Below are 21,776 nucleotides of genomic sequence, written 5' to 3'. Positions count from 1 at the left end.
TGCCCCGGGCTTGAAACCGTCAATCGTCTTCGCGGTCATGCCGCAGCCAGGGCGTCACGCGCCGCTCCAGCCACACCAGCAGGGCGAACAGCAGCATGCCCATCAGGGCCAGCACGAAGATCGCGGCGAACACCCGCACCGTGTCGAAAGTGCCTTGGGCGCTCATGATCACGTAGCCCAATCCGCGCTGCGAGGACACGAACTCGCCGACGATGGCGCCCACCAGCGCCAGCGAAATCGAGACCTTCATGCCTGCCAGGATCGAAGGCAGCGCGCTGGGCAGCCGCACCTTGAAAAAGAAATCACGGCGTGACGCCTTCAACACGCGGCCCAAGTCCAGCACGTCCTGCGGCACCGAGCGCAGGCCGTGGACGGTGTCCACGATCATCGCGAACACGGCGATCAGGAAGGCGATGGCTATCTTGGGCTCTGCGCCCGTGCCCATCCAGATCACGAACAAGGGCGCGATGGCGACCTTGGGCACGCTGTTCAGGGCCACGATCAAGGGATAGACGAAACGTTCGAACCAGCGCGAGCCCACCAGCATGACGGCGATCGCCACGCCGGCCGCCACCGCCAGCGCGAAGCCGGCCAGCGTGGTCATCAGCGTGTAGGCGGCATGGCCGGCGTACCAGTTCCATTCCGCCGCCAGTTCCAGGGCCACCTGGCCCGGCAGCGGCAGCATGATGGCGCGCACCTGGAAGATGCGGGCGGCAGCCTCCCACAGCAGCAGGAACACAAGCACCGACAGCAGCCCCGCCATGCGCCGGCCCGCCCCTTTCAAGAGCGCGCTCATTGGACCGACTCCAGGCCGGATGCGGCGCGGACGCCTTCGTCTATCAGGCCCATGTTCTGGAACATGCCGCGGATGTGCCGCACGTATTCGCCGAATTGCGGCGTTTCGCGCAGCGCCAGCGGCCGGGGCCGCGGCAGGTCGATCTCTATGGTTTCGAGGATGCGGCCCGGGCGCGGCGAGAACACCATCACCACATCGCCCAGAAACACCGCCTCGGCGATGCCGTGCGTCACGAACAGCACGGTGTTGCGCGTCTCCATCCAGATCCGCTGCAGTTCGACGTTCATCTGATCGCGCGTCAGCGCGTCCAGCGCGCCGAAGGGCTCGTCCATCAGCAGCAACTTGGGGTCGTCCACCAGCGCCCGGCAGATCGCCGCGCGCTGGCGCATGCCGCCAGACAGTTCGCGCGGATAGCTATCGGCAAACTTCTCCAGGCCCGTCAGGGCCAGCAAGGCCCGCACCTTGTCGGCATAGGCTGCCACCGGCTTGTGTGCGAGTTCGACCGGCAGCAGGATATTGCGGCGCACGCTGCGCCATTCCAGCAGCGCGTCGCGCTGGAACACCATGCCCGTGCCGGCGGGCGGCCCCTGCACCGGCACGCCTTCCACCCGCAAGTCACCGCTGGAGACAGTCTCCAGGCCGGCCACGCAGCGCAGAAAGGTGCTCTTGCCGCAGCCGCTGGGCCCCAGGATGCTGACGAAGCGGCCGCGCGGCACGTCGACCGACACCGACGCCAGCGCCTCCACGCCCGCTGCGCCCGGATAGCGCTTGCGCACGTCTGTTGTGGCCACGGCCCACTGCGTCATGGCTGCACCAGGCTGTCGTAGCGTTCCGGATGCACCAGATCGGGTGCATAGAACGAGGAGGCCTGGGCGTTGGCGCTGATCAGCCCGACGGTCGACAGGGTGGCGACGGCCTGGGTCCAGTCCTGCGGCACGATCGCGCCCAGGCGCGCGCCCGCCGCCGGCTGGCCGAAATACGGCTGCAAGGCGTCGATCTGGCCGCGCAGCACCTTCTTGTCCAGCCGCGCCTGCGGCCGCTGCGCCAGGATGGCGGCGACCGCCTCGTCCTGGTGGCCCGCGTAGATGTATTCCCAGGCCCGCGCGCTGACGCTGGCGAAGCGCGCGATGGCGTCGCGCCGCTGCGCCAGCTTGGATTCATTGGCAAACAGGCCGAAGCTGGGCATGTTCAGGCCGAAGTCGGCAAAGCGCACCGCGCTGGAGGGCCGGTTCTGCGACACCACCGGCAGGAAGAACGGGATGGTGGAAAACGCCGCGTCGGCCCTGCCCACCGCATAGGTCGACGCCTTGCTAGCGGCGTCCACGTTGATCAGTTCAAGATCGCTTTTCTTGAGCTTGCCCGCGGCCAGGAAAGCGTCGATGAACGGCGCTTCCAGCGAACCCGCCGTATAGGCCACCTTCTTGCCCTTGAGCTGCGCGGGTCCGGTGATGCCGGCATCGGACGGGACCAACAAGCCTATGTCGCTCTGCCTGGCGAACACCGCCACCGCCTTCACCGGCATGCCTTTCTCGCGGGCGATCATGGCCGAGGCCAGCGCGGCATGCCCCAGGTCGAAGCTGTCGCCGGCGCCGACGATCTGCACCGTCGTCACCGAACCATTGCCGTCCTCCAGCGACACGTCCAGGCCGGCCTGTTTGTACCAGCCCTTCTGCTGCGCCAGGTGGAAAGCGCCGTGCACGCCCCAGGGCGTCCAGTCCAGCCGCACCTTCAGAGGCTCCAGGGCCTGGGACCAGGCGGGCGCGCTGAGCGCGACAGCAGCCAGGCCCAACAATGCGTTGCGCCAATTCCTTGCGAATACCGCGAGCATGATATTCCCCGTTTTGAGTCGACATGGGCGGCCGCGCACGCGGCCGCCGGAACTACCTGGGCGCGTTCAACCGCCGAGGCCGAACCACCGCTTGATGCGCGCCCACAGCACGCTGAAGAACATGGCCGTGGGATTGAAGCTGGCCTGGGCTGGCGCCTCGCCCGCGGCGGCGGGCCGGCGCAGCCGGGCGGTGACGTTGTTGCCGAAGTCCGCAATCATCCGGCGCACGAAGTCCTGCACCAGGCCGGAACGCGAGAACTGCGCCAGCGGCCCCTGCAGCGAATACAGCAGGTTCACGTGGACCTGCGTCTCGGTGGGCGACAGCGCTTCCAGGCGATAGGTGATGTCGCCGTTGGCGCGCGACTGGCTGAGCGAGTCCTGCCCTGCCCCACGGAACACCGCCTGCATGGCGGCGTCGTCGCGTTCCAGGCGGGCCGCGCCATTGAAGGCGGCGGACATGGGTCCGAACTTGATGGCGATCTTGCCCTTGACCCGGTCGCCCTCGTGCTCTTCGATCGAGGCGCCCGGCAGGCAACTGGCCAACGCCGGCAGATCCACCATGAAGGCCCAGACCTCGGCGGCCGGAAACGGCACTTTGAAGCCGCCGTCAATCTGGCTGCCGCGGCCTTCCTTCTTGCCCGCCGCAGTGGCGGGCGCGGCCGCCGGCGCCGGCGCCGCAGCCGCGCTTGCGGCCGGCTGGCTGGCCGCCGCCGGCGTGAAGCCCGCGAAAGCCACTGGCTTTTCTACAGCCGGCGCGGCGCCGCGCCCTTGCGCCTGGGCGGCGCGCAGCGCCTGCACCGCGGGGTCGGGCTGGTCCCTGAGTTCGGCCAGCACCGACATGACGGCGGCGACGATGCCCATGTAGCCGGTGCAGCGGCACAGATTGCCGGACAGTTCCACCCGCACCCGGCTCTCGTCCGCATCTGGCAGCCGCAGCACGATATCGCGCGAAGTCGCCAGCATGCCCGGGGTGCAATAGCCGCATTGCAAGGCGTGGTGCTTGGTAAAGGCGGCGCGCAGCCGCTGCATCACCGGATCGGCGTCATAGCCTTCGATGGTAGTCACCTGCCGTCCTTCGCAGGCCACCGCGAACGAGATACAGGAACGCACCGGCGCCCCGTCCACCAGCACCGTGCAGGCGCCGCAGACGCCATGTTCGCAGCCAAGATGGGTGCCGGTCAGGCGCGCCTGATCCCGCAGGAAATCCCCCAGATGCATGCGCGCGGGCGCCTCGTGCGATACGCGCTTGCCGTTTACTTCCAATGTCACCTGAACCATGGTCATTCCTGTCAACCCAGAGCCTGCGCCAGGCAGCGCGTTACCGCGGTCCCGTGCAGCTTGCGATGGTGTTCGTCCTTGTCCTGCATGACGCCGGCCAGCTCGCTGGCCAGCAGCGTCTCGTCCAGGCCCGCCAGGCCCTGCTGCGCGATGCGCGCGGCCAGTTGGGGCAGCAGTCTGGGCGCGCCGTCCAGGGCCCCCACCGCGATGCGCGCCGTCTTCGCAGACGGATCGAACCAGGCGGCGCAACTGGCCTCGGCGAACTCGCCAGTCTTGCGGCAGAACTTGTAATAGCCCCAGCGCGCCTGCGGCCCGGCTTCCGGTATGTGCACGGCGGCGATCAGCTCGTCTTCGCGCAACCCGGTGGTGTAGGCGCCCTGCATGTAGTCTTCCGCCGGCAGCATGCGCACGCCGTCCGGCCCCGCGATCTCCAGCGTCGCGCCCAGGCCGACCACGGTCAGCACCCAGTCGGCCGCCGGATCGGCATGCGCCAGGCTGCCGCCCAGCGTGCCGCGGTTGCGGATGGCGCGATAGGCAATGCCAGGGGCCACTTGCTGCAAGGGCGTTCCGCGCAGCAGTTCGTGCACGCCGTCCTCGATCTCGGCATGGGTCACGGCCGCGCCCACGCGCAGCTTGCCGTCCTTGCGCGAGACCGTGCGCAGCTCGGACAGGCCGGAAATATCGATGACGACCGGCGGACGCGCCAGGCGCAGGTTCAGCATCGGTCCCAGCGATTGGCCGCCGGCCATGAGCTTGGCGCGGCCTTCATGCCCGCGCAGCGCCCGCAAGGCGTCCTGCAGCGTATCCGGACGGGTGTATTCGAATGCGGCCGCCTTCATGCCGTCACCTCCGCGGCAACGGTTGCGGTCTTGCGGCTGCCCTCTGCGATGGCGGCCAGCACCCGGGTCGGCGACAGCGGCGTGCGCAGCAGTTCGGCCGCGCCCAGCGGACGCAAGGCGTCGTTGACCGCGTTGAACAGCACCGCCGGCGGCGCGATGGCGCCGCCCTCGCCCATGCCCTTGGCGCCGAATTCCGTGTGCGGCGACGGCGTCTCGAAATGGTGCAGGCGCATATTGGGGACTTCGGTGGCCCCCGGCAGCATGTAGTCCGCCAGGGTCGAGGCCAGCGGCTGGCCATTGTCGTCGTAAGGCGTTTCCTCGTAGAAGGCGGTGCCTATGCCCTGGGCCACGCCGCCTATGGTCTGGCCTTCGACCACCATGGGGTTGATCATGGTGCCGCAGTCCTCCACCACCACATAATCCAGGATCTCCACGCCGCCAGTGCCCGGATCCACCGCCACCACCGCCGCATGGGTGGCATAGGTGAAACAGCCGGTATCGACCTTGGGCTTGTAGCCCACGGTGACTTCCAGGCCGCTGGGGTCCACGTCGGACGGCAACAATTGCGGCCGCAGATACCAGGCGTCGGCCACGTCCTTGACCGACACCGACTTGCCGCCCGCTTCCAGGCGGTCGCCATTCCAGGCCACATTGGCCGGATCGGCCTGCAACAGATGCGCGCCGATATGCGTGAGCCGCGGCAACAGGCGCTTGCAGGCCTGCGACACGGCGCCGCCGGACATCACCAGCGAACGCGAAGCGTAGGTCCCGGTGGAGAATGGCGTCTGCCCGGTATCGCCGTGCAGCAGCTTGATGCTGGCCACGTCCACGCCCAGGATCTCGTTGGCGATCTGGGCGAAAGTGGTTTCCATGCCCTGTCCGTGCGAATGCACGCCGACCCGCAGTTCCAGCCCGCCGTCTGGCGTGACTCGCGCCGTGGCCTGGTCGAAGCCCGGAATCACGGGCGTGCCCCAGGCCGCGAACACCGAAGTGCCGTGAGCGGCCTGCTCGGTGTACGTCGCCAGGCCCACGCCGATGAGGCGGCCGTCGGCTTCGCCCTGGCGCTGGCGCTCGCGGATGGCGTCCACGCCTATCATGTCCATGGCCTGTTGCAGGCTGGCCGGATAGTCGCCGCTGTCCAGATGCTTGCCGGTGACGTTGACATAGGGCATCTGCTCGCCCTGCACCAGGTTCTCCTGGCGGACTTCCCAGGGTTCGCGCCCGACCTCGCGGGCGATCGCGTCCATCGTCAGTTCGATGGCGAAGCAGACGCCGGTGCGCGCCACGCCGCGATAGGGCACGAAGCCCGGCTTGTTGGTGGCCACCGCCCGCGTCACGCAGCGATAGCCCTTGAAGGCGTACGGCCCCGGCAGATTGCCGATGGCCTGACCCGGTTCCAGGCCGATGGTGAACGGCCAGACCGAATAGGCCCCGCCGTCGATGGTGATCTTGGCGTCCAGCGCCAGCAGCTTGCCGCGGCGGTCGGCGTAGGCCACCATTTCATAATGGTGCTCGCGCGAATTGGCGCCCGCGGTCAGGTGCTCGCGGCGATCTTCAATGAAGCGAAACGGTTTCTTGAAAGTCTTGGCCAGCCAGGCCACGCACAGTTCTTCCTGCTGCAGCACGCACTTGTAGCCGAAAGCCCCGCCCACGTCCGGCGACACCACCCGCACGCGGCCCTGCTCCAGGTCCAGGCACTGGGCCAGCACGCTGCGGATCATGTGCGGCACCTGGGTCGCGCTGACCACCACCAGCTGGTCGGCCTGGTGATCCCAGTAGGCCAGCACCGCCTTGCCTTCCATCGGCACCATGCACTGGCGCGACAGGTCGATCTTGCGGCGCACGACCACATCCGCCTGCGCCGCAAGTTCATCGAATTGCTTGTCGACATTGAGCGTGACGAAGACGTTGTCGCGCCATTGCTCGTGCACGAAATCGCCCTGGGCGGCCTGCGCGCTGACCACGTCCGCATACACGGGCAGGTCGTCATAGTCGACCTCGATCAGCTCGGCGTAGTCTTCGGCTTCGGCGCGGGTCGGCGCGAACACCATGGCGATGGGCTCGCCCACGAAGCGCACCTTGCCCGAGGCCAGCGGCGGCTGGGCCGAGACCTGATAGCTGGGCAGCGTGGAATCGGCCACGATGTCGCGCGCGTCGGCCATGGCCTGGCGCACAAACGCCTTGTCCGCGATCTGCTCGGCCACGCGCACCGAGGCGATGCGCGCATGCGCCAGCGGACTGCGCAGGAAGGCCACCTCGCTAAGCCCGGGCATGGCCATGTCGGCCACGAAATTGCCCTTGCCGTGCAGATGGCGCGCGTCCTCCTTGCGCGGCACCCGCGCGCCCACTCCCTGCGGCTTGCCTGGCCGGCCGTGCGTATCGGCGTTTGCTGTCGTCATGACTACCCTTTGTCTCCTGCTTGTTACTTGGCCTGGGCCTTCGCCACGGCGGCGAAGGTGTAGTTGTCCAGCGGGCTTTCGGCCACGCGGAACCAGCCCGCCTGCTCGGCCTGGAATTTCTTCCAGTCGGGGAAGATCGCGGCAAAGTCGGGGTTCTTGGCCGAAAGCTCGGTCCACAGTTCCTGCGAGGCGTTGTACGCCGCGTCCATCACTTCCTTGGGGAAGAAACTGACCTTGGCGCCGCCGGCGATCAGCTTGCGCAGCGCCAGCGGATTGCGCGCATCATAGTGGGCCAGCATGCGCATGGTCTGTTCGCCGGCCGCTGCCTCGAACGCGGCCTGGTAGGCCGGGGGCAAGGCCTCCCAGGCCTTGTCATGCACCATGCTGGTGATGGACGCGCTGCCTTCGAACCAGCCCGGCGAGTAGTAGTACGGCGCCACCTTGTTGAAGCCCAGCTTCTCGTCATCGTAGGGGCCGATCCATTCGGCCGCGTCGATGGTGCCCTTTTCCAGCGCCGGATAGATGTCGCCCGGCGGAATCTGCTGCGGCACCGCGCCCAGCTTGGACAGCACCATGCCGCCGATGCCGCCGATGCGCATGTTCAGGCCCTTCAGGTCGGCGACCGACTTGATCTCCTTGCGGTACCAGCCGCCCATCTGCACACCGACGTTGCCACAGACGTGGTTGACGATGTTGTACTTCTTATAGAGGGCGCGCAGCATCGCCAGGCCGCCGCCGTAGTGGATCCAGGCGTTGTGCTGGCGGGCGCTCAGGCCGAAGGACAGGCCGGTGTCGAAGGTCAGCGCGGTGTTCTTGCCGATGTAGGCCGTGCTCAGCACGTGATTGCATTCCACCGTGCCGTTGCTGACCGCGTCCATGTTCTGCGCGGCAGGCACCAGTTCACCGCCGGGAAACGCGCGGATCTCGAACTTGCCTTCGGTCAGTTGCGCCACGCGCTTGCAGAGATCCTCGGCCGAGCCGTAGATGGTGTCCAGGCTCTTGGGCCAGCTGGTGGACATGCGCCAGCGCACCGACGGCGCGGATTGCGCGATGGCAGGCATGCCGACAGTGGCTAGGCCCGCGCCGGCTGCGCCGGCGGCTTGTGCGAGGAAACGGCGTCGTTGCATTCATTGCTCCCGATCTGGTTCGATTGAGTCCCCTTGGACCCGCCTCAACTCATGCCAACGCCACTCGCGTACATCCGAAAAAAAACGTTAGCACACTGAATTGTTGATCAGCATACTGACAGTAATTTTGAGTGTCAACAAGGTAAATCCCCACTGCCGACACCCGCGTAACGCCTGGGTTTCCACTCATTTCGACGAAATTTTTCCATTGGCCCGACGACTGTTTGGGGGTACTCCTTACATATAGCGGCCGACCACAGTCGCGGGCCGCAAGCGGCGTGCATAATAGGCCCGCTCCGCCGCCTTCCGACCTGCCGCCTGTCGGGGAAATCCCTAGCTCCTGACTTGTTTTTTTAGGCAGTACACTGACGACAATTACTCAGCATACTGACGAGCGAGTTGATATGAACTGGATCCGCATTGCCTCTACCGACCAACTGACCGACGACGACGAGGTGATCCCCGTCGCGGCCGGCGAAAAGCAGCTTGCGCTGTATCGCAGCGAAGGCGAGTTCTACGCCTCCGACAACGTCTGTACCCACGCCTACGCGCTGCTGTCCGACGGCTATCTGGAAGACGGCTGCATCGAATGCCCGCTGCACCAGGCCAGGTTCGACATCCGCACGGGCCAGGCCATGTGCGCGCCCGCCACCAGCGGCATCCGCGTCTATCCGGTCAAGGTCGAAGGCCAGGATATCTACGCCAACCTGCAAGGCTGACCATGGCCGACGCAGATCCGATCCTCATCATCGGCGCCGGCCAGACCGGCGCGGTGGCGGCCGCCACGCTGCGCGACCTGGGCCACGACGGCCCCATCACGCTGATCGGCCAGGAAGCGCATGCGCCCTACGAGCGCCCGCCGCTGTCCAAGGCCGTGCTGCAGGCGGCCGACGCGCACGGCCAGACGGCGGTGCATGCCAGCGACTTCTACGTACAGCAGCGCATCACACTGCTGACCGGCACCGAAGCACAGGCCATCGACGCCGCTCGCCGCCTGGTCCGGCTGGCCGACGGCAGCGCCCTCCCCTACAGCCGCTGCCTGCTCGCCACCGGCGGCCGCGCGCGCGAACTGCCCAGCCTGCCGCGCGGCACGCCGGGGGTGCACTACATCAGAACGCTGGATGACGCCGCCGCGCTGCGCGCCAGCCTCACGCCGCAGGCGCGCGTCGCCGTCATCGGCGGCGGCTTCCTCGGCCTGGAGGTGGCGTCCACCGCGCGCGCCCTGGGCGCCGCGGTCACCGTCCTGGAAAGCGCACCGCGCCTGCTGGAACGGGTGCTGCCCCCGGCGCTGTCGGATTGGCTGGCCGAACGCGTCCGCCATGCCGGCGTGGACTTGCGCCTGGGCGCGCGGATCGCCCGCAGCGACTGGCAGCCTCATGCGGACGACGCGGTCCGGCATCAGGCGCGCTTCACGATAGAACTGCAGGACGCCTCCCCGATAGAGGCCGACGTCGTGGTGGTAGCCATCGGCCTCGTGCCGGAAGTCTCGCTGGCCGGCCAGGCCGGCCTGGCGCTGGACCCGGCCAACGGCGGCATCGCGGTGGACGCCGCCTGCCGCAGCAGCGATCCCTATATTTACGCGGCTGGCGATTGCGCCAGCCAGCACCGCCGCCACCTGAACATGGCGCTGCGGCTGGAGTCCTGGCAGAACGCCAATGAGCAGGCGCGCGCGGCCGCGGCCGGCATGCTGGAGCGGCCCGCGCCCGCCGAGCCCTACCCCTGGTTCTGGACCGATCAATACGGCTGCAACGTGCAGATGCTGGGCCTGCCCCAGCCGGACCTGGTCTATGCCTGCCGTGGCATTCCCCAGGTCCAGGCCGAGGCGCCCAAGTTCATCTGGCTGGGCCACCGCAACGGCGTGCCGGTGCACGCCATCGCCATCAACGCCGGCGGCGACCTGCGCCAGCTGCGCGTGCTGTTCGAACAAGGCATAGCCATCGACCCGCAGCGCTATGCCGACGAATCCGTGGCGCTCAAGCCATTGGTGAAGGCCTGCCAGCAAAGCGCCGCCACGTCCTGAAACGCATTACCGCCCCCGCATCGACAGGAGCTTTTCATGTATCAATCACAAACCGTCATCGGCCTCACGGTGGCGTCCAAGGACGCCGCCCTGGCTGACTGTATTTGGCCGGAAGACGCGCTGCACTACATTCCGGACTGGGTCTACACCAGCCGCGCCGTCTACGACCAGGAAGTGGACAAGATCTTCCGCGGCAAGACCTGGAACTACGTGGCCCTGGAAGCCGAACTGCCCAATCCGGGCGACTACAAGCGGTCCTACGTCGGCCCGACCCCGGTAGTGGTGTCGCGCGCCGAAGACGGCTCGGTCAATGTCTTCGAAAACCGCTGCGCCCACCGCGGCGCGGAGTTCTGCCGCAACAGCCAGGGCAACGCCAAGGAATTCGTCTGCCCGTATCATCAGTGGTCCTACGACCTGAAGGGCAATCTGCAGGGCATCCCGTTCAAGCGCGGCGTGAACCGCGAGGGCGGCATGCCCAAGGACTTCAAGAACGAAGAGCACGGCCTGCGCAAGCTGCGCGTCACCACGCGCAACGGCGTCATCTTCGCGTCCTACAGCGATGAGGTCGAACCGATCGAGGAATACCTGACGCCCGAGATCCTTGCCGACTTCGACACGGTCTTCCCGGGCAAGAAGCTCAAGATCCACGGCTACTACCGCAACGAGCTGCCGTGCAACTGGAAGATGTACCACGAGAACCTGAAGGACCCGTACCACGCGACCCTGCTGCATTCTTTCCTGGTGGTGTTCGGCCTGCTGGTGGCCGGCAACAAGTCCGCCATGCTGGTCGATCCGGTGCACGGCCGCCACGGCACCATGGCCTCGGCCAAGAGCGAGGACAAGTACGCCAGCGTCAGTGAAGAGAACAAGAAGGAAATGCGCTCCTTCCATGACGGCCTGCACCTGCAGGACGACCGCTTCCTGGAATTCGTCAAGGAGTTCGATTCGCCCTGGTCGGTCACCATGCAGACGGTATGGCCCAACCTGATCGTGCAGCGCGAAATGAACACCCTGGGCGTGCGCCAGATCGTGCCCAACGGCCCCGACAGCATGATCATGCAATGGACCATGTTCGGCTACGAAGACGACACGCCGGAGATGGAACGCCACCGTCTGCGCCAGGGCAACCTGATGGGCCCGGCCGGGTTCCTCGGCCTGGAAGACAACGAAGCCATGAAGTTCGTGCAGGAAGGCGTGCGCCGCGCCAGCACCGACGTCAACGTGCTGAAGCTGGAATCCGGCAAGCAAGGCACCTCCAACACGCTGATCTCGGAAGCCGCGATCCGCTCCATGTATAGCTATTACCGCGGCGTGATGGGCTTCTGAGGCAGGAACCAGGAAACATGAGAACCCGATTCGAATACTCCCCCCGCAAGATCGACCCCGCTCGCGCCATTGCGCTACGCCAGGAAATCGAGGAATTCCACGCCGACTACTGCGCCGCCCTGGACGCGGGCCAGGTCGAGGCCTGGCCGGACTTCTTCACCGAGGACGGCCTATACCGCGTCACCGCGCGCGAGAACGCCGAGCTGGGCCTGCCCGTCGGCCTGGTGTACTCCGAGGGCCGCGCCATGATGCACGACCGCGCCGTGGCCATCTCGCGCACCCAGATGTTCGCCCCGCGCTACATGCTGCACCTAGTCAGCAATACCCGCGTCATCAGCGAATCCGCCGCCGGCGAGATCGAGTCCCAGGCTGCGTTCATGCTGATGCAGACCCTGGTCGAAGGTCCCACCACGCTGCACCTGGCCGGCACCTACTACGACCGCCACACGCGGCAGGACGGCGTGCTCAAGCTGAAGGAGCGGCAGGTGGTGTATGACACCACCATCCTGGCCAACGATCTGGTCTATCCGGTCTAGCCGCAGGACCGCCAATGAAAAAGGGTTGCGCCGCGAGAGGCGCAACCCTTTTTTTATGCAAGCGCCAGCCGCCGGCTCAGGCCTGCGTGGCGCGCACCGCCTCGTCGCGCGTCAACACGGTGGCGTACTTCTGTTGCATATCGAAGAGATTGGCGTCATGCGGGCCGATGGCGCGGTCGCCCACGCAGTCCGACACCACCAGCGGCCTGAAGCCGTACTGCATGGCGTCCACCACGCTGGCCCGCACGCAGCCGCTGGTGACCGCGCCCGCCACCAGCAGCGTCTGCACGCCGCGCTGCGACAGCCAGGCCGCCAGGCTGGTGCCGAAGAACGCCGAGGGCACCGTCTTGCGCACCACCAGTTCGCCGGCCGCGGGCGCGAGCTGCGGCACGATGGCGCTGTTGTGGTCGGCTTCCTTCAGGGTCAGCATCCCCGGTACCTTCAGGGTGAAGATATTGTGGTCCGCGTCGTCGTCGGCGAACACGATGCGGCTGTGCGCCACCGGCCAGCCCTGCTTGCGCGCATGCGCCAGCAGGCCCGTCGTCTGCTCGATAGCCTGGGGGATATTGCCGCCGCCGAACACCGCCGGATCGGCAAAGCCGTTGACCAGGTCCACGATCAGCAGGCCGTAGGGCGGCTTGGGCGCCATGGCCGCGCCGAAGCCCTGGCGTTCGTAGGCGGAGATATCGTCATTCATGATTGGAACTCCTTGAGCAGTGATTGCGTGCTTAAGCCTGGGGGCCGCCGCCGTCCAGCACCTTGCCCTGGCGCACCACGTCTTCCCCGTCCAGCCGCACCGTGCAGGCGCGCAGCGGAATGTCGATGTGGCAGGTGGTGGTCCGGTTGCCGCCAGCCTCGTTGTTGGGTCCGAGCGAGAACAGGAAGTTGCCCTCGTAGGCCCGCGCGTCCATGCCTATGGTGGCTTCGCGGTCGTACAGGCCCAGCGTGGTCCAGTGCGCGCGCGGCTGCAGGCCCCAGCCTATGTGCGAAATCGCGTAGGCTTCCGGGTCCTTGAACGAGGCCACGTACTCGCGCAGCAGTTCCGCGTCCACGCCGCCGTCGATGCGCGTGGCATAGCCGTTTTCGACCGTCAGTTCGATGGCCGAGCGCACGTAGAGCTTCTGCGGCAACAGGATGTCGCCCGCGTCGATCACGATCTTGCCATGGGCGCCGCCTTCGTTCGGCCAGGTCAGCACGAAGCCGCTGGGCCAATGGTCCCAGCGGCCCGGCTCGTCGACGAAGCCGTATTCGCTGATGGCCGGGAATTCGCCCAGCGGGCAGCGCAGGTCCGTGCCCGCATCCGATACCACGCTCATCTCGCGCGCCGCGCCGATGCGCGCGGCGGCCGCCTTGACCCGGGCGCGGTCAGCCTCGGTCGGCACCAGCCGCGCCAACACTTCCGGCGGTTCCACCGCCAGCAGGATCTTGGTGCCCGTGGCCAGGATCTCGTGCTGTTCCGGCGAGAACAGCAGCGTCATCAAGTCCAGCACCAGGTCGCTTTCCTTCAGCGCCGCGATCGCGGCCTTGTTGCCGGTCAGCGGGGTGGTGCCCAGGTAGGCCAGCGAATCCCGGCTCAGCGCCCGCTCGCCATTGATGGGCGGCAGGTCCAGGCGGTTCACGATGGCGCCCATGGCTTGCGTCGCAATCAGCGCCGTGGCCAGGGTTTGCGGGTGGGTCGCCGCGCTGGTCAACACCGTGACGGTCTGCCCCGCTTGCAGCTTGGACAGGGTCAGCACCTGCTGCCAGGCCTTCACCATTTCAAAATCGCTAATAGGCATGATGCCCTCCTTGCCAGTCAGTGCCGCGCTTCATGCGCGCGCCAGCGGCGCACCCAGGAAGTCGCCGAAGGCCGCATAAAAGCCTTCCTCGTTGTCCCACGGGATCATGTGGCCGGCGGCAGGCACGCGGTGATGCTGCGTGCCGGGCGCCAGCCGCTGGATCTCGGCCACGTCGGCGTCCAGCACCACATCGCCCCGCTCCGCCGTGATCAGCAGGACCGGTACGTCCAGCAGCGGCAGGTCGGCGTGGATGTCGTCGCTCTGGAACGCCTCGAAGCTCTGGATGATGGCGCGCTCGTCGCAGGTGTGCAGCCATTCGGCGCGCAGCTGGCGCTGCTCCTCTGTCCAGGTCGGGCAGAACGCGCGCATGGCTTCGGCGTCCATGCCCAGGCGCGCCTGCGCCATGGAGTCGACGTACCAGGGCAGCTTGGCGGGATACGGCCGGCGGCCGGGTCCCGACACCGGCGGATCCACCAGGACCAGACGGCTCAGGCCGGCAGGCTTGCCGCGTCCGGCGCGCACGCCGATGCGGCCTCCCATCGAATGGCCGACCACGCTGTAGCGCGCCAGGCCCAGCGCCTCGGCAAAGGCCAGCACGTCGGCGGCCTGCGCATCCAGGCTGTAGTCCAGCTCCGCGCCGGCTTCCGACAGGCCGCGGCCGCGCACGTCCAGCACGTAGGTGTCGAAGGACTGGCCGAAGCGCTCGCCCACGAAGCCCCAGGTGACCGCCGGGCTGGTGATGCCCGGCACGATGATGACCGGATCGCGCCCCGCGCCGCGTTCGCCGCCGTAGCGCAGGTAATGCTGGCGGATGCCGTTGGCGTGGACGTTGCCACCGTACAGGAAGTTGCTCATGTCAGTCTCCCAGGCTGGGCTCAGAGTTTGAACAGGCGCCGCGCGTTGCCGTTGCAGATCAGTTCGCGGGTCGCATCGTCCATCGGCGTCTGCTCGATGAATTCCACCGCCAGCGCGGTCGATTCATAGGGATAGTCCACCGAGAACATCACCGCCTCGCGACCCATTTCGGCAATGGCGGCCATCAGCGTGGGAGGCGAACAGACGCCCGAGGTGGTGATGAGGATGTTGCTGCCCAGGTATTCGGAGGGCGCGCGCGCCAGCTTGATGCCGTGCGAATACACCGCGAAGCGGCTGTCGAAGCGCCAGCGCAGGAACGGCAGGCCCTCGCCCATGTGGCCGAGGATCAGCTTGACGCCGGGGTAGCGGTCGAACACGCCGCCGAACAGCAGCCGCAACGCATGGGTGGCGGTTTCGACGCCCCAGCCCCAACACGCGCCCACCAGTTCGGGATGGCCCGAGTAGGCCTGCGGAATGACGTAGGGATCGGACGGGTGCAGATAGACAGGCACGTCCAGTTCCTGGACTTTTTCCCAGAACGGATCGTAGGCGCGGCCATCGTAGTACACGCCATTGGTGTGGCCGTTGATCAGGGCGCCCTTGAAGCCCAGCTGCTTGACGCAGCGTTCGAGTTCGGCGGCGGCGACCAGCGGATCGTGCATGGGCACGGTAGCGAAGGCGCCATAGCGCGTCGGGTGCCGGGCGACCTGCTCGACCAGGAAATCGTTGTTTTCCTTGGCGCGGCGCAACGCGACGGCGGCATCGGCTTCGGCCTGCACGCCGGGTCCGGTCTGCGACAGGATGACGTAATCGATGCCGCCGCGGTCCATTTCACCCAGCCGGACCTCGTCGAAATCCACCAGGCGCGCGGCCAGGTCGGCCAGCACGGCGGGATCGATGTGCTGCGCGAAGCTCTTCGAATAGTCTTTGAATCCGACCGCGGTGTAGTGCTCCTCAAACGCGATCTTGCGTACTTTGCTCATTCCCCTACTCCCAGTTTGATGGCCCGGACCCTGTCCTGCCACGGCGCGTCAGCATTGTTTATCAGTACACTGACTATTACATCGGAAATACCGGAATCGCGCGCAGCCGCTTTCCCATTGGGAACAGCCCTGCGAGGGCTTCCGAATTTACGTCAGTATACTGACTTTATAGTCAGCGTACTGACAAATAAGGGAAATCCCGAGGGGCAAAAAAAAGGTTCTCGGAGTACTGCCGGGAACGTTTCGGGGAATTGCCTCGCCAGACGCGGCGGGTGACGGAATAAAGCGGCATCGGACGCAGGGCGCCACGCCGCGCGCCAAAGGCATCAACGACACCACCAGCACCAAGCATCACAACGCACGAAACCGCGTAAGCCCCAAGAGGCCGCCCGCGCGGCCGGCATGGGGCGGGCCTCGCAAGATCTTCGGCGCCAAACCACCGCCGAGCAGAACCCCAAGAACCCCACCCGCCCCCGCTGACGTCAACAGCACTTGCCAGAGCCCGGCGCGGTGGCGGCCCGGCAGGCGCGGGGCGTCGATAAGCCCGACGGAATCCGTAGGGAAGGCCGCAGGCCTGGACGAGGATGAGGCAGGGGAAGTCCGGAGCGAAGGCTCCGGACCGCAATCGCAGCCCCGCGCCTGCCGGGCCGCCGCCGCGCCGGGCGTCTCAAGAACCAGCATCCGCCATCAAGCGCAAACAGTGCCAAAAATGCCCAAAGAGCCGGGCGTCTCAAGAACCCAAAGACCGCAAAAAAAGGCCGCCGAAGCGGCCTTGCAGGCGGCGCTCAGCCGGCGCCATCCAGATCGGCCGGCGTGTCGACGTCGCGCAACACGCCGGGGTCATCCACCTCGACCAGGCGCAGGCCAGGCTGTTTGAGCAGCCGCCGCGCGCCCTCGTCGCCGCTCAATGCTGCCAGCTGCGGCAGCAGTTCCGCGCGGAATGCCACCGGGTGGCCACGCTGCCCCTGGTATGAAGGCGCGGCCATCGGCGCGTGGCGCAGCGCGTCCAGCACGCCCTCCAGGCTGGCGCGGCGGATCCACGGCATGTCGGCCAGCGCTACTAGCACCGCTTCTGGCGTCCCGGGCAAGCCCTGCAGATACTGCGCCGCGGCGGCCAGGCTGGCCCCCATGCCTTCGCCCGCCCGGTCCGTCTCCAACACCTGGCAATCTTCCGCCCGCAGCAATCCGGCCAGGGCAGCGCTGCCGGGACGCACCACGGCCACGACCAGGTCCACCGCCGCGCGTAGCGCCCGGGCGCTGGCCACGGCCACGCACATGCCTTGCGGCAAAGGCGCCAGCAGCTTGTCGGCGCCCGGCCGCTGCGCGGCATAGCGCGAGCCCTGCCCCGCGGCCAGCAGGATGCCGACCCGCAAAGGGCCCTGGTAGGGATAGACACTAGAGACATTCGCCATAATGATCAGTATAGTGAATATAAGCCGTGGCAGCGTCGCGGCCTTTTTTTGTGAGAAGCCGATGAACGCTCTGGATCTGGACGTATTGCAACATGCCCGGGACTGGGTGGCCGCGGGCAGCCGCGTGCACCTGGTGACCGTGGTGCAGACCTGGGGCTCGGCCCCGCGTCAGGCGGGCGCCATGCTGGCCCTGCGCGAGGACGGCCGCATGGTCGGTTCGGTTTCCGGCGGCTGCATCGAGGACGACCTGATTTGCCGCGCCCGCGAAGGCTCGTTGGAAGACGCTCCCGCCCGCCTGACCTATGGCGTCACCCGCGACGAGGCCGCACGCTTCGGCCTGCCTTGCGGCGGCACGCTGCGCCTGATCAGCGAACCGCTGCGCGACACGCAATGGCTGGACGTGGTGCTGGAAGCCATACGCGGCCACCGCCTGATCCAGCGCACCGTGGACCTGCACGACGGCAGCAGCTCGGTATCTGCCGCCGGCCCAGCCGACGGCCCGGACTTCGACGGCCGCATCTTTCGCAGCGTGTACGGCCCCCGCTGGCGGCTGCTCATCATCGGCGCCAACCAGACCGCCCAGGTGCTGGCCAACGTGGCCGCCACGCTGGATTTCCACGTCACGGTCTGCGACCCGCGCGAGGAATTCTTCGGCGAATGGAACCTGTCCCGGACGACCTTGCTCACCAGCATGCCCGACGACGCGGTGCTGGAAATCGGCACCGACGAACGCACCGCCATCGTGGCGGTCACCCACGACCCCAAGCTCGATGACATGGCCTTGTTGGAAGCGCTGAAATCCCCGGCGTTCTACGTGGGCGCGCTGGGCTCGCGCGCCAACCAGCAGAAGCGCCGCGAACGACTGCGGCTGTTCGACCTGGACGACAGCCAGATCGCGCGACTGCACGGCCCGGTGGGCCTGCGCATTGCCAGCAAGACGCCGGCCGAGATCGCCGTGGCGATCGCCGCGGAGCTGATCTGGGTCCGCAACACGCTGGGCGACGGCCAGGCCGCCCGCAGCGCGCCGCAAGCGAGCGCGCTGCAAGGCTGAGCCAGGACCGCAGCCGGCCCCTGCCCTACATGGGCTTGAGCGTGGTGCGGCTGTACTGGTTATTGGCTTCCACCAGGGTGGAAAGCAGCTTCATGAAGATTTCCTGATTGCGCGTGGACAACGGTTCCAGCAGACGCTGCTGGGCGCGCGCCATGCCTTCCTGCAAGATGCCCATGATGCGCAGGCCTTCCTGGGTAATCACGGCTTGGCGCGAGCGCTTATCGTTGGGATTGACGCGCCGTTCCACCAGGCCGCGCTCCTGCAAGCGCTTGACCACGTCCGCAGTGGTGGTGCGGTCCAGTCCCAGTTCCATGCCGATGGCGGTCTGGTCCAGCCAGGGGCTGAGCGACAGCGCCGTCAGCACGCCATACTGCACCGGCGTCACGTTCTGAGTCTTGCACTCCTCGTAGAACATGGCGTAGTGGATCTGGTTCAGGCGCCGCACCAGATAGCCGGGACGCGACCAAAGCACCTGCTTGGCCGGATCGAAAATCTTGGTGTCCATCTTATGAGTTGCGACGCGCTTCTGGGACGTCGTCTTTTTCTGTACATCCGGCACGTTGAGGCAGCTCCAATTTAGTTAGTGCACTGAGGATAATACCACCGGGCGCTTCCTGTCGAGCGGCACGCCGCAAGCGCTTGCCTGAAATCAAAACCGCAGCGTTCAGAAGCGCGCGACGGGTCGAAAATCCGCCGCGAAACCTAGCGCGGCTGCTCCGCCAGATACTCCTTCAAGGTCTGCACCAGGGCCGCCGCGGCCGGCGACAGGCTGCGGTTGCGCGCGGTCACCAAGCCGATGGAACGCTCGGCCACCGGGCCGATCAGCGGACGCTGAACAATGCCATTTTGCGCCACCGCGCCAGCGGCGATTTCAGGCAATGCCGCGACGCCGAATCCGCATTCGACCATGGCGACGATGGTGGTCAGGTGCTCGGCCTCGAACGCCGGCGTGAAGCGGATCCGGTTCTGCAGAAAGGCCCATTCGGTGTATTGCCGCACGCTGCTGGGCTGCACCATCGACACGTGCGCCGCATCGGCGGTATCGGCCCAGCGCAGCGGGCCGCGGGCACGCGCCAGCGGATGGGCTTCGGGAATCAGCAGCAGGAAGCTGTCGGACATCAGCGGCACATAATGCAGGTCGGCATGCTGCGGATCGGCGGCAGTCAGGGCGAAGTCGACCTCGCCCGCGCGCACCAAGTCGAAGGCCGGCCCCGACAAGGTATCGCGCACCTTCAGGGCGACCTGCGGGTGGGCCTGGCGGTAGGCCATCAGCACCCGCGGCAACAGGCGAGCGGCGATCGAAGGCAAGGCCGCCACCGACACCTGGCCCTGTTCCGCGTTGACGATGCCGCTGACCGCGGCGATGGCGTCGCGGAAGGCCACTTGCAGGGTGGCCGCCTGCTGCATGAAGACCTCTCCCGCGGCCGTGAGGCGGACGGTGCGCGTGGTACGGTCGAACAGCCGCACGCCCAGCGCATCCTCGATGCGCTGGATCTGCGTGGACAGGGCCGATTGCGACAGGTGCAGTTGCGCGGCCGCCTGGCGGAAGTTGAGCGTGCGGCCCAGCACCAATGTCGTGTCGATATCGCGCATCGAAAGATTGATCTGCATGCTGGGAGCGGCCCCGTTATTGATCTAAATTGGAGATCATTCTATCCAAAAAATCTGATTCATCAATCAAACTCGCTTCTCTACACTCGCCTCCAGCGAAATTACAGATGAAGGAGCAAACCATGCAGACGGACGCGATAGCGCTGCCCAATCCGGGCGCGGCGCATGCGGTGGTGGTGGGCGGCGGCACCATGGGAGCCGACGTGGCCGTGGTGTTGACCCGCGCGGCCTGCCGCACGACGGTAATCGAATCAAATACCGAACGCGCGTCGGGCTTGCCCGCCCGCGTCGCGGAAAACCTCAAGACCATAGACAGGGAAGCGAACGCCGCCCTGCTATCCACCGCCTCCAGCCTGGACGAGGTGGACTGGTCCAGCGTGAACCTGGTCATCGAGTGCATTCCCGAACGCCTGGACATCAAGCAGGCGCTGTTCGCGGATCTGGCGCAGCGCGCCCGGCCCGACGCCATCCTGGCCAGCAACAGTTCCAGCTTCCCGATCAGCGCCATCAGCCAAGGCCTGGACACCCGCGGCCGCATGCTGGGCCTGCACTTCTTCATGCCCGCGCACCTGGTGCCGCTGGTCGAAGTGGTGCTGGGCGAGGCCAGCGACAATGGCTGCGCGGATACCCTGATCGAATTCATGCGGCGCTGCGGCAGCGTGCCGGTGAAGGTGCGGCAGGACCTGCCAGGCTTTCTGGCCAACCGCCTGCAGCACGCGCTGTCGCGCGAGGCCTTCGACCTGATCGACCGCGGCATCGCCTCGCCGGAAGACGTGGACGCGGCGGTGCGCTTCGGCTTCGGCTTCCGCTTCCTGGCGGCGGGCCCCGTGATGCAGCGCGACCATGCCGGCATCGACGTGCATGCCGCGGCCGGCGCCACCATGTATCCCACCTTCTGCAACGCCAGCCAGCCGGCGCGCTGCCTGACCGAACGCGCCCAGGACGGCCGCCACGGCATGAAGACGGGCGAGGGCTTTTACGCCTGGACGCCCGAGACCATCGCCGCCGAACGCGCGCGCTACGACCGCCTGCTGCGCGCGGGCCTGGATCTGATTGCGCCCGAACTGCCGGAGATCAAGCCATGAGCAACGCCGCTCCGCCCCGCGCCGCCCTGGCCGATTCGCCCGTCATCATCACGGTGGCGCCCAATGGCGCCTACAAGAAGACCGCCGACCATCCGGCCGTGCCGCTCACGGCCGAGGCCCTGGCGCGCGAAGCGCGCGCCTGCCTGGACGCCGGCGCGGCCATGATGCACATGCACGTGCGCAAACCCGACGGCAGCCACCTGCTGGATGCCCAGGCCTACCGCGACGCCTTGGCCGCCGTGCATGTCGCCGTCGGCGACGAATTGCTGGTGCAGGTGACCAGCGAAGCCGCCGGCGTCTACAAGGCGGCTGAGCAGATCGCCCTGGTGCGCGAGCTGCAACCCGAGGCCGTGTCCATCGGGCTGCGCGAGATCGCCGTGCCGGACATCCCGGAAACCGAGTTGGCGGCTTTCCTGGCCTGGATCGCCGAACGCCGCATCATGACGCAGATCATCCTGTACGACGAAGGCGACGTGCGCCGCTGGCTGTCGCTGCGCGCGCGCGGCCTGGTGCCGCCAGGAGCGTGGTCGGTGCTGTTCGTGCTGGGCCGCTATAGCGCGGGCCAGACCTCCTCGGCCTATGACCTGCTGCCCTTCCTGGCCGCGTACGATCAGTCCCTGCCCTGGGCCGTCTGCGCCTTCGGCCCCGAGGAAAATGCCTGCGTTACCACGGCCGCGGCGTTCGGCGGCCATATGCGCGTGGGCTTCGAAAACAACCTGAAGCTGCGCGACGGCAGCACCGCGCCCGGCAATTCGGCGCTGGTGCTGCAAGCCGCGCAAGGCGCGCAGGCGCTGGGCCGCCCGCTGGCCACGGCGGCCGACGCGCGCCGCATCTACGGGGCGGTCGGCTGAC

The 21,776-nt window shown here is 67.2% G+C and carries 21 protein-coding genes; 7 read left to right on the top strand and 14 right to left on the bottom strand.

From position 1 onward, the window contains the following. Positions 1–19 precede the first annotated feature (19 nt). From AXYL_RS12315 to AXYL_RS12285, 7 genes are all read right to left on the bottom strand, one after another. Positions 20–796 carry an ABC transporter permease gene (locus tag AXYL_RS12315; protein ID WP_013393119.1) on the bottom strand — a complete coding sequence of 259 codons (777 nt, stop codon included), beginning with the start codon at positions 794–796 and terminating at the stop codon, positions 20–22. Beyond that, positions 793–1,602: an ABC transporter ATP-binding protein gene (locus AXYL_RS12310; RefSeq protein ID WP_013393118.1), complete on the bottom strand. Its 810-nt coding sequence runs from the start codon at positions 1,600–1,602 to the stop codon at positions 793–795. Before AXYL_RS12310 ends, AXYL_RS12315 begins: the two co-directional genes overlap by 4 nt. Further along, complete coding sequence (locus tag AXYL_RS12305; RefSeq protein WP_013393117.1) at positions 1,599–2,624, bottom strand: ABC transporter substrate-binding protein; 1,026 nt, start codon at positions 2,622–2,624, stop codon at positions 1,599–1,601. The genes AXYL_RS12310 and AXYL_RS12305 overlap by 4 nt, the downstream gene beginning before the upstream one ends. Positions 2,625–2,690: 66 nt before the next feature. Further along, positions 2,691–3,908 (bottom strand): xanthine dehydrogenase family Fe-S subunit, encoded by a 1,218-nt coding sequence (locus AXYL_RS12300; RefSeq protein ID WP_013393116.1) that lies wholly within the window; start codon positions 3,906–3,908, stop codon positions 2,691–2,693. Positions 3,909–3,913: 5 nt separating this feature from the next. After that, entirely contained in the window at positions 3,914–4,741 is an 828-nt protein-coding gene (locus AXYL_RS12295; protein ID WP_013393115.1) for an FAD binding domain-containing protein, read from the bottom strand. Then, positions 4,738–7,140, bottom strand: coding sequence for a xanthine dehydrogenase family protein molybdopterin-binding subunit (locus AXYL_RS12290; protein ID WP_013393114.1), 2,403 nt, complete (start codon positions 7,138–7,140; stop codon positions 4,738–4,740). Before AXYL_RS12290 ends, AXYL_RS12295 begins: the two co-directional genes overlap by 4 nt. A gap of 23 nt (positions 7,141–7,163) precedes the next feature. Next, a complete protein-coding gene (locus AXYL_RS12285; protein ID WP_013393113.1) occupies positions 7,164–8,267 on the bottom strand; it encodes a TRAP transporter substrate-binding protein in 1,104 nt (367 codons plus the stop codon). Between the two features lie 404 nt (positions 8,268–8,671). Between AXYL_RS12285 and AXYL_RS12280 the strand changes: the two genes are divergently transcribed. From AXYL_RS12280 to AXYL_RS12265, 4 genes are read left to right on the top strand one after another with little or no spacing between them, the layout of a single operon-like run. Further along, positions 8,672–8,986 (top strand): non-heme iron oxygenase ferredoxin subunit, encoded by a 315-nt coding sequence (locus tag AXYL_RS12280; protein WP_013393112.1) that lies wholly within the window; start codon positions 8,672–8,674, stop codon positions 8,984–8,986. A 2-nt stretch (positions 8,987–8,988) separates the two neighbouring features. After that, positions 8,989–10,287, top strand: coding sequence for an NAD(P)/FAD-dependent oxidoreductase (locus AXYL_RS12275; protein ID WP_013393111.1), 1,299 nt, complete (start codon positions 8,989–8,991; stop codon positions 10,285–10,287). Between the two features lie 36 nt (positions 10,288–10,323). Beyond that, positions 10,324–11,613, top strand: coding sequence for an aromatic ring-hydroxylating dioxygenase subunit alpha (locus AXYL_RS12270; RefSeq protein ID WP_013393110.1), 1,290 nt, complete (start codon positions 10,324–10,326; stop codon positions 11,611–11,613). Positions 11,614–11,630: 17 nt separating this feature from the next. Further along, positions 11,631–12,149: an aromatic-ring-hydroxylating dioxygenase subunit beta gene (locus tag AXYL_RS12265; RefSeq protein ID WP_013393109.1), complete on the top strand. Its 519-nt coding sequence runs from the start codon at positions 11,631–11,633 to the stop codon at positions 12,147–12,149. 76 nt (positions 12,150–12,225) lie between these two features. On the opposite strand, the gene AXYL_RS12260 is transcribed toward AXYL_RS12265, so the two are convergent. From AXYL_RS12260 to AXYL_RS12240, 5 genes are all read right to left on the bottom strand, one after another. Beyond that, positions 12,226–12,846 (bottom strand): N-carbamoylsarcosine amidohydrolase, encoded by a 621-nt coding sequence (locus tag AXYL_RS12260; RefSeq protein WP_013393108.1) that lies wholly within the window; start codon positions 12,844–12,846, stop codon positions 12,226–12,228. Positions 12,847–12,877: 31 nt separating this feature from the next. Next, entirely contained in the window at positions 12,878–13,927 is a 1,050-nt protein-coding gene (locus AXYL_RS12255; RefSeq protein WP_013393107.1) for a hypothetical protein, read from the bottom strand. 30 nt (positions 13,928–13,957) lie between these two features. Next, positions 13,958–14,782 (bottom strand): alpha/beta fold hydrolase, encoded by an 825-nt coding sequence (locus tag AXYL_RS12250; protein ID WP_013393106.1) that lies wholly within the window; start codon positions 14,780–14,782, stop codon positions 13,958–13,960. Positions 14,783–14,802: 20 nt separating this feature from the next. Further along, positions 14,803–15,765 (bottom strand): amidohydrolase family protein, encoded by a 963-nt coding sequence (locus AXYL_RS12245; protein ID WP_013393105.1) that lies wholly within the window; start codon positions 15,763–15,765, stop codon positions 14,803–14,805. Positions 15,766–16,550: 785 nt separating this feature from the next. Continuing rightward, positions 16,551–17,177 carry an NTP transferase domain-containing protein gene (locus tag AXYL_RS12240; RefSeq protein WP_013393104.1) on the bottom strand — a complete coding sequence of 209 codons (627 nt, stop codon included), beginning with the start codon at positions 17,175–17,177 and terminating at the stop codon, positions 16,551–16,553. A 61-nt stretch (positions 17,178–17,238) separates the two neighbouring features. On the opposite strand from AXYL_RS12240, the gene AXYL_RS12235 reads away from it, so the two are divergent. Next, positions 17,239–18,228 (top strand): XdhC family protein, encoded by a 990-nt coding sequence (locus AXYL_RS12235; RefSeq protein ID WP_013393103.1) that lies wholly within the window; start codon positions 17,239–17,241, stop codon positions 18,226–18,228. A 25-nt stretch (positions 18,229–18,253) separates the two neighbouring features. Here AXYL_RS12235 and AXYL_RS12230 read toward each other — a convergent pair whose 3' ends face one another. Together AXYL_RS12230 and AXYL_RS12225 are read right to left on the bottom strand one after the other, a co-directional pair. After that, entirely contained in the window at positions 18,254–18,721 is a 468-nt protein-coding gene (locus tag AXYL_RS12230; protein ID WP_371818898.1) for a MarR family winged helix-turn-helix transcriptional regulator, read from the bottom strand. A gap of 209 nt (positions 18,722–18,930) precedes the next feature. Next, the gene (locus AXYL_RS12225) at positions 18,931–19,839 is read right to left on the bottom strand and encodes a LysR family transcriptional regulator (RefSeq protein ID WP_013393101.1); all 909 of its coding nucleotides are present in this window, start codon (positions 19,837–19,839) and stop codon (positions 18,931–18,933) included. Between the two features lie 122 nt (positions 19,840–19,961). Here AXYL_RS12225 and AXYL_RS12220 point away from each other — a divergent pair, with 122 nt between their 5' ends. Both AXYL_RS12220 and AXYL_RS12215 read left to right on the top strand, forming a co-directional pair. Then, entirely contained in the window at positions 19,962–20,924 is a 963-nt protein-coding gene (locus tag AXYL_RS12220; RefSeq protein ID WP_013393100.1) for a 3-hydroxyacyl-CoA dehydrogenase family protein, read from the top strand. After that, on the top strand, positions 20,921–21,775 hold the full coding sequence (locus AXYL_RS12215; protein WP_013393099.1) for a 3-keto-5-aminohexanoate cleavage protein: 855 nt from the start codon (positions 20,921–20,923) through the stop codon (positions 21,773–21,775). The genes AXYL_RS12220 and AXYL_RS12215 overlap by 4 nt, the downstream gene beginning before the upstream one ends. Position 21,776 lies beyond the last annotated feature (1 nt).

Source organism: Achromobacter xylosoxidans A8, from assembly GCF_000165835.1.
In the GTDB taxonomy this organism is placed as follows: Bacteria; Pseudomonadota; Gammaproteobacteria; order Burkholderiales; family Burkholderiaceae_B; genus Achromobacter; species Achromobacter xylosoxidans_B.
The sequence above is the reverse complement of the archived record's forward strand: the minus strand, read 5'-3'. Positions and strand labels throughout refer to the sequence as shown.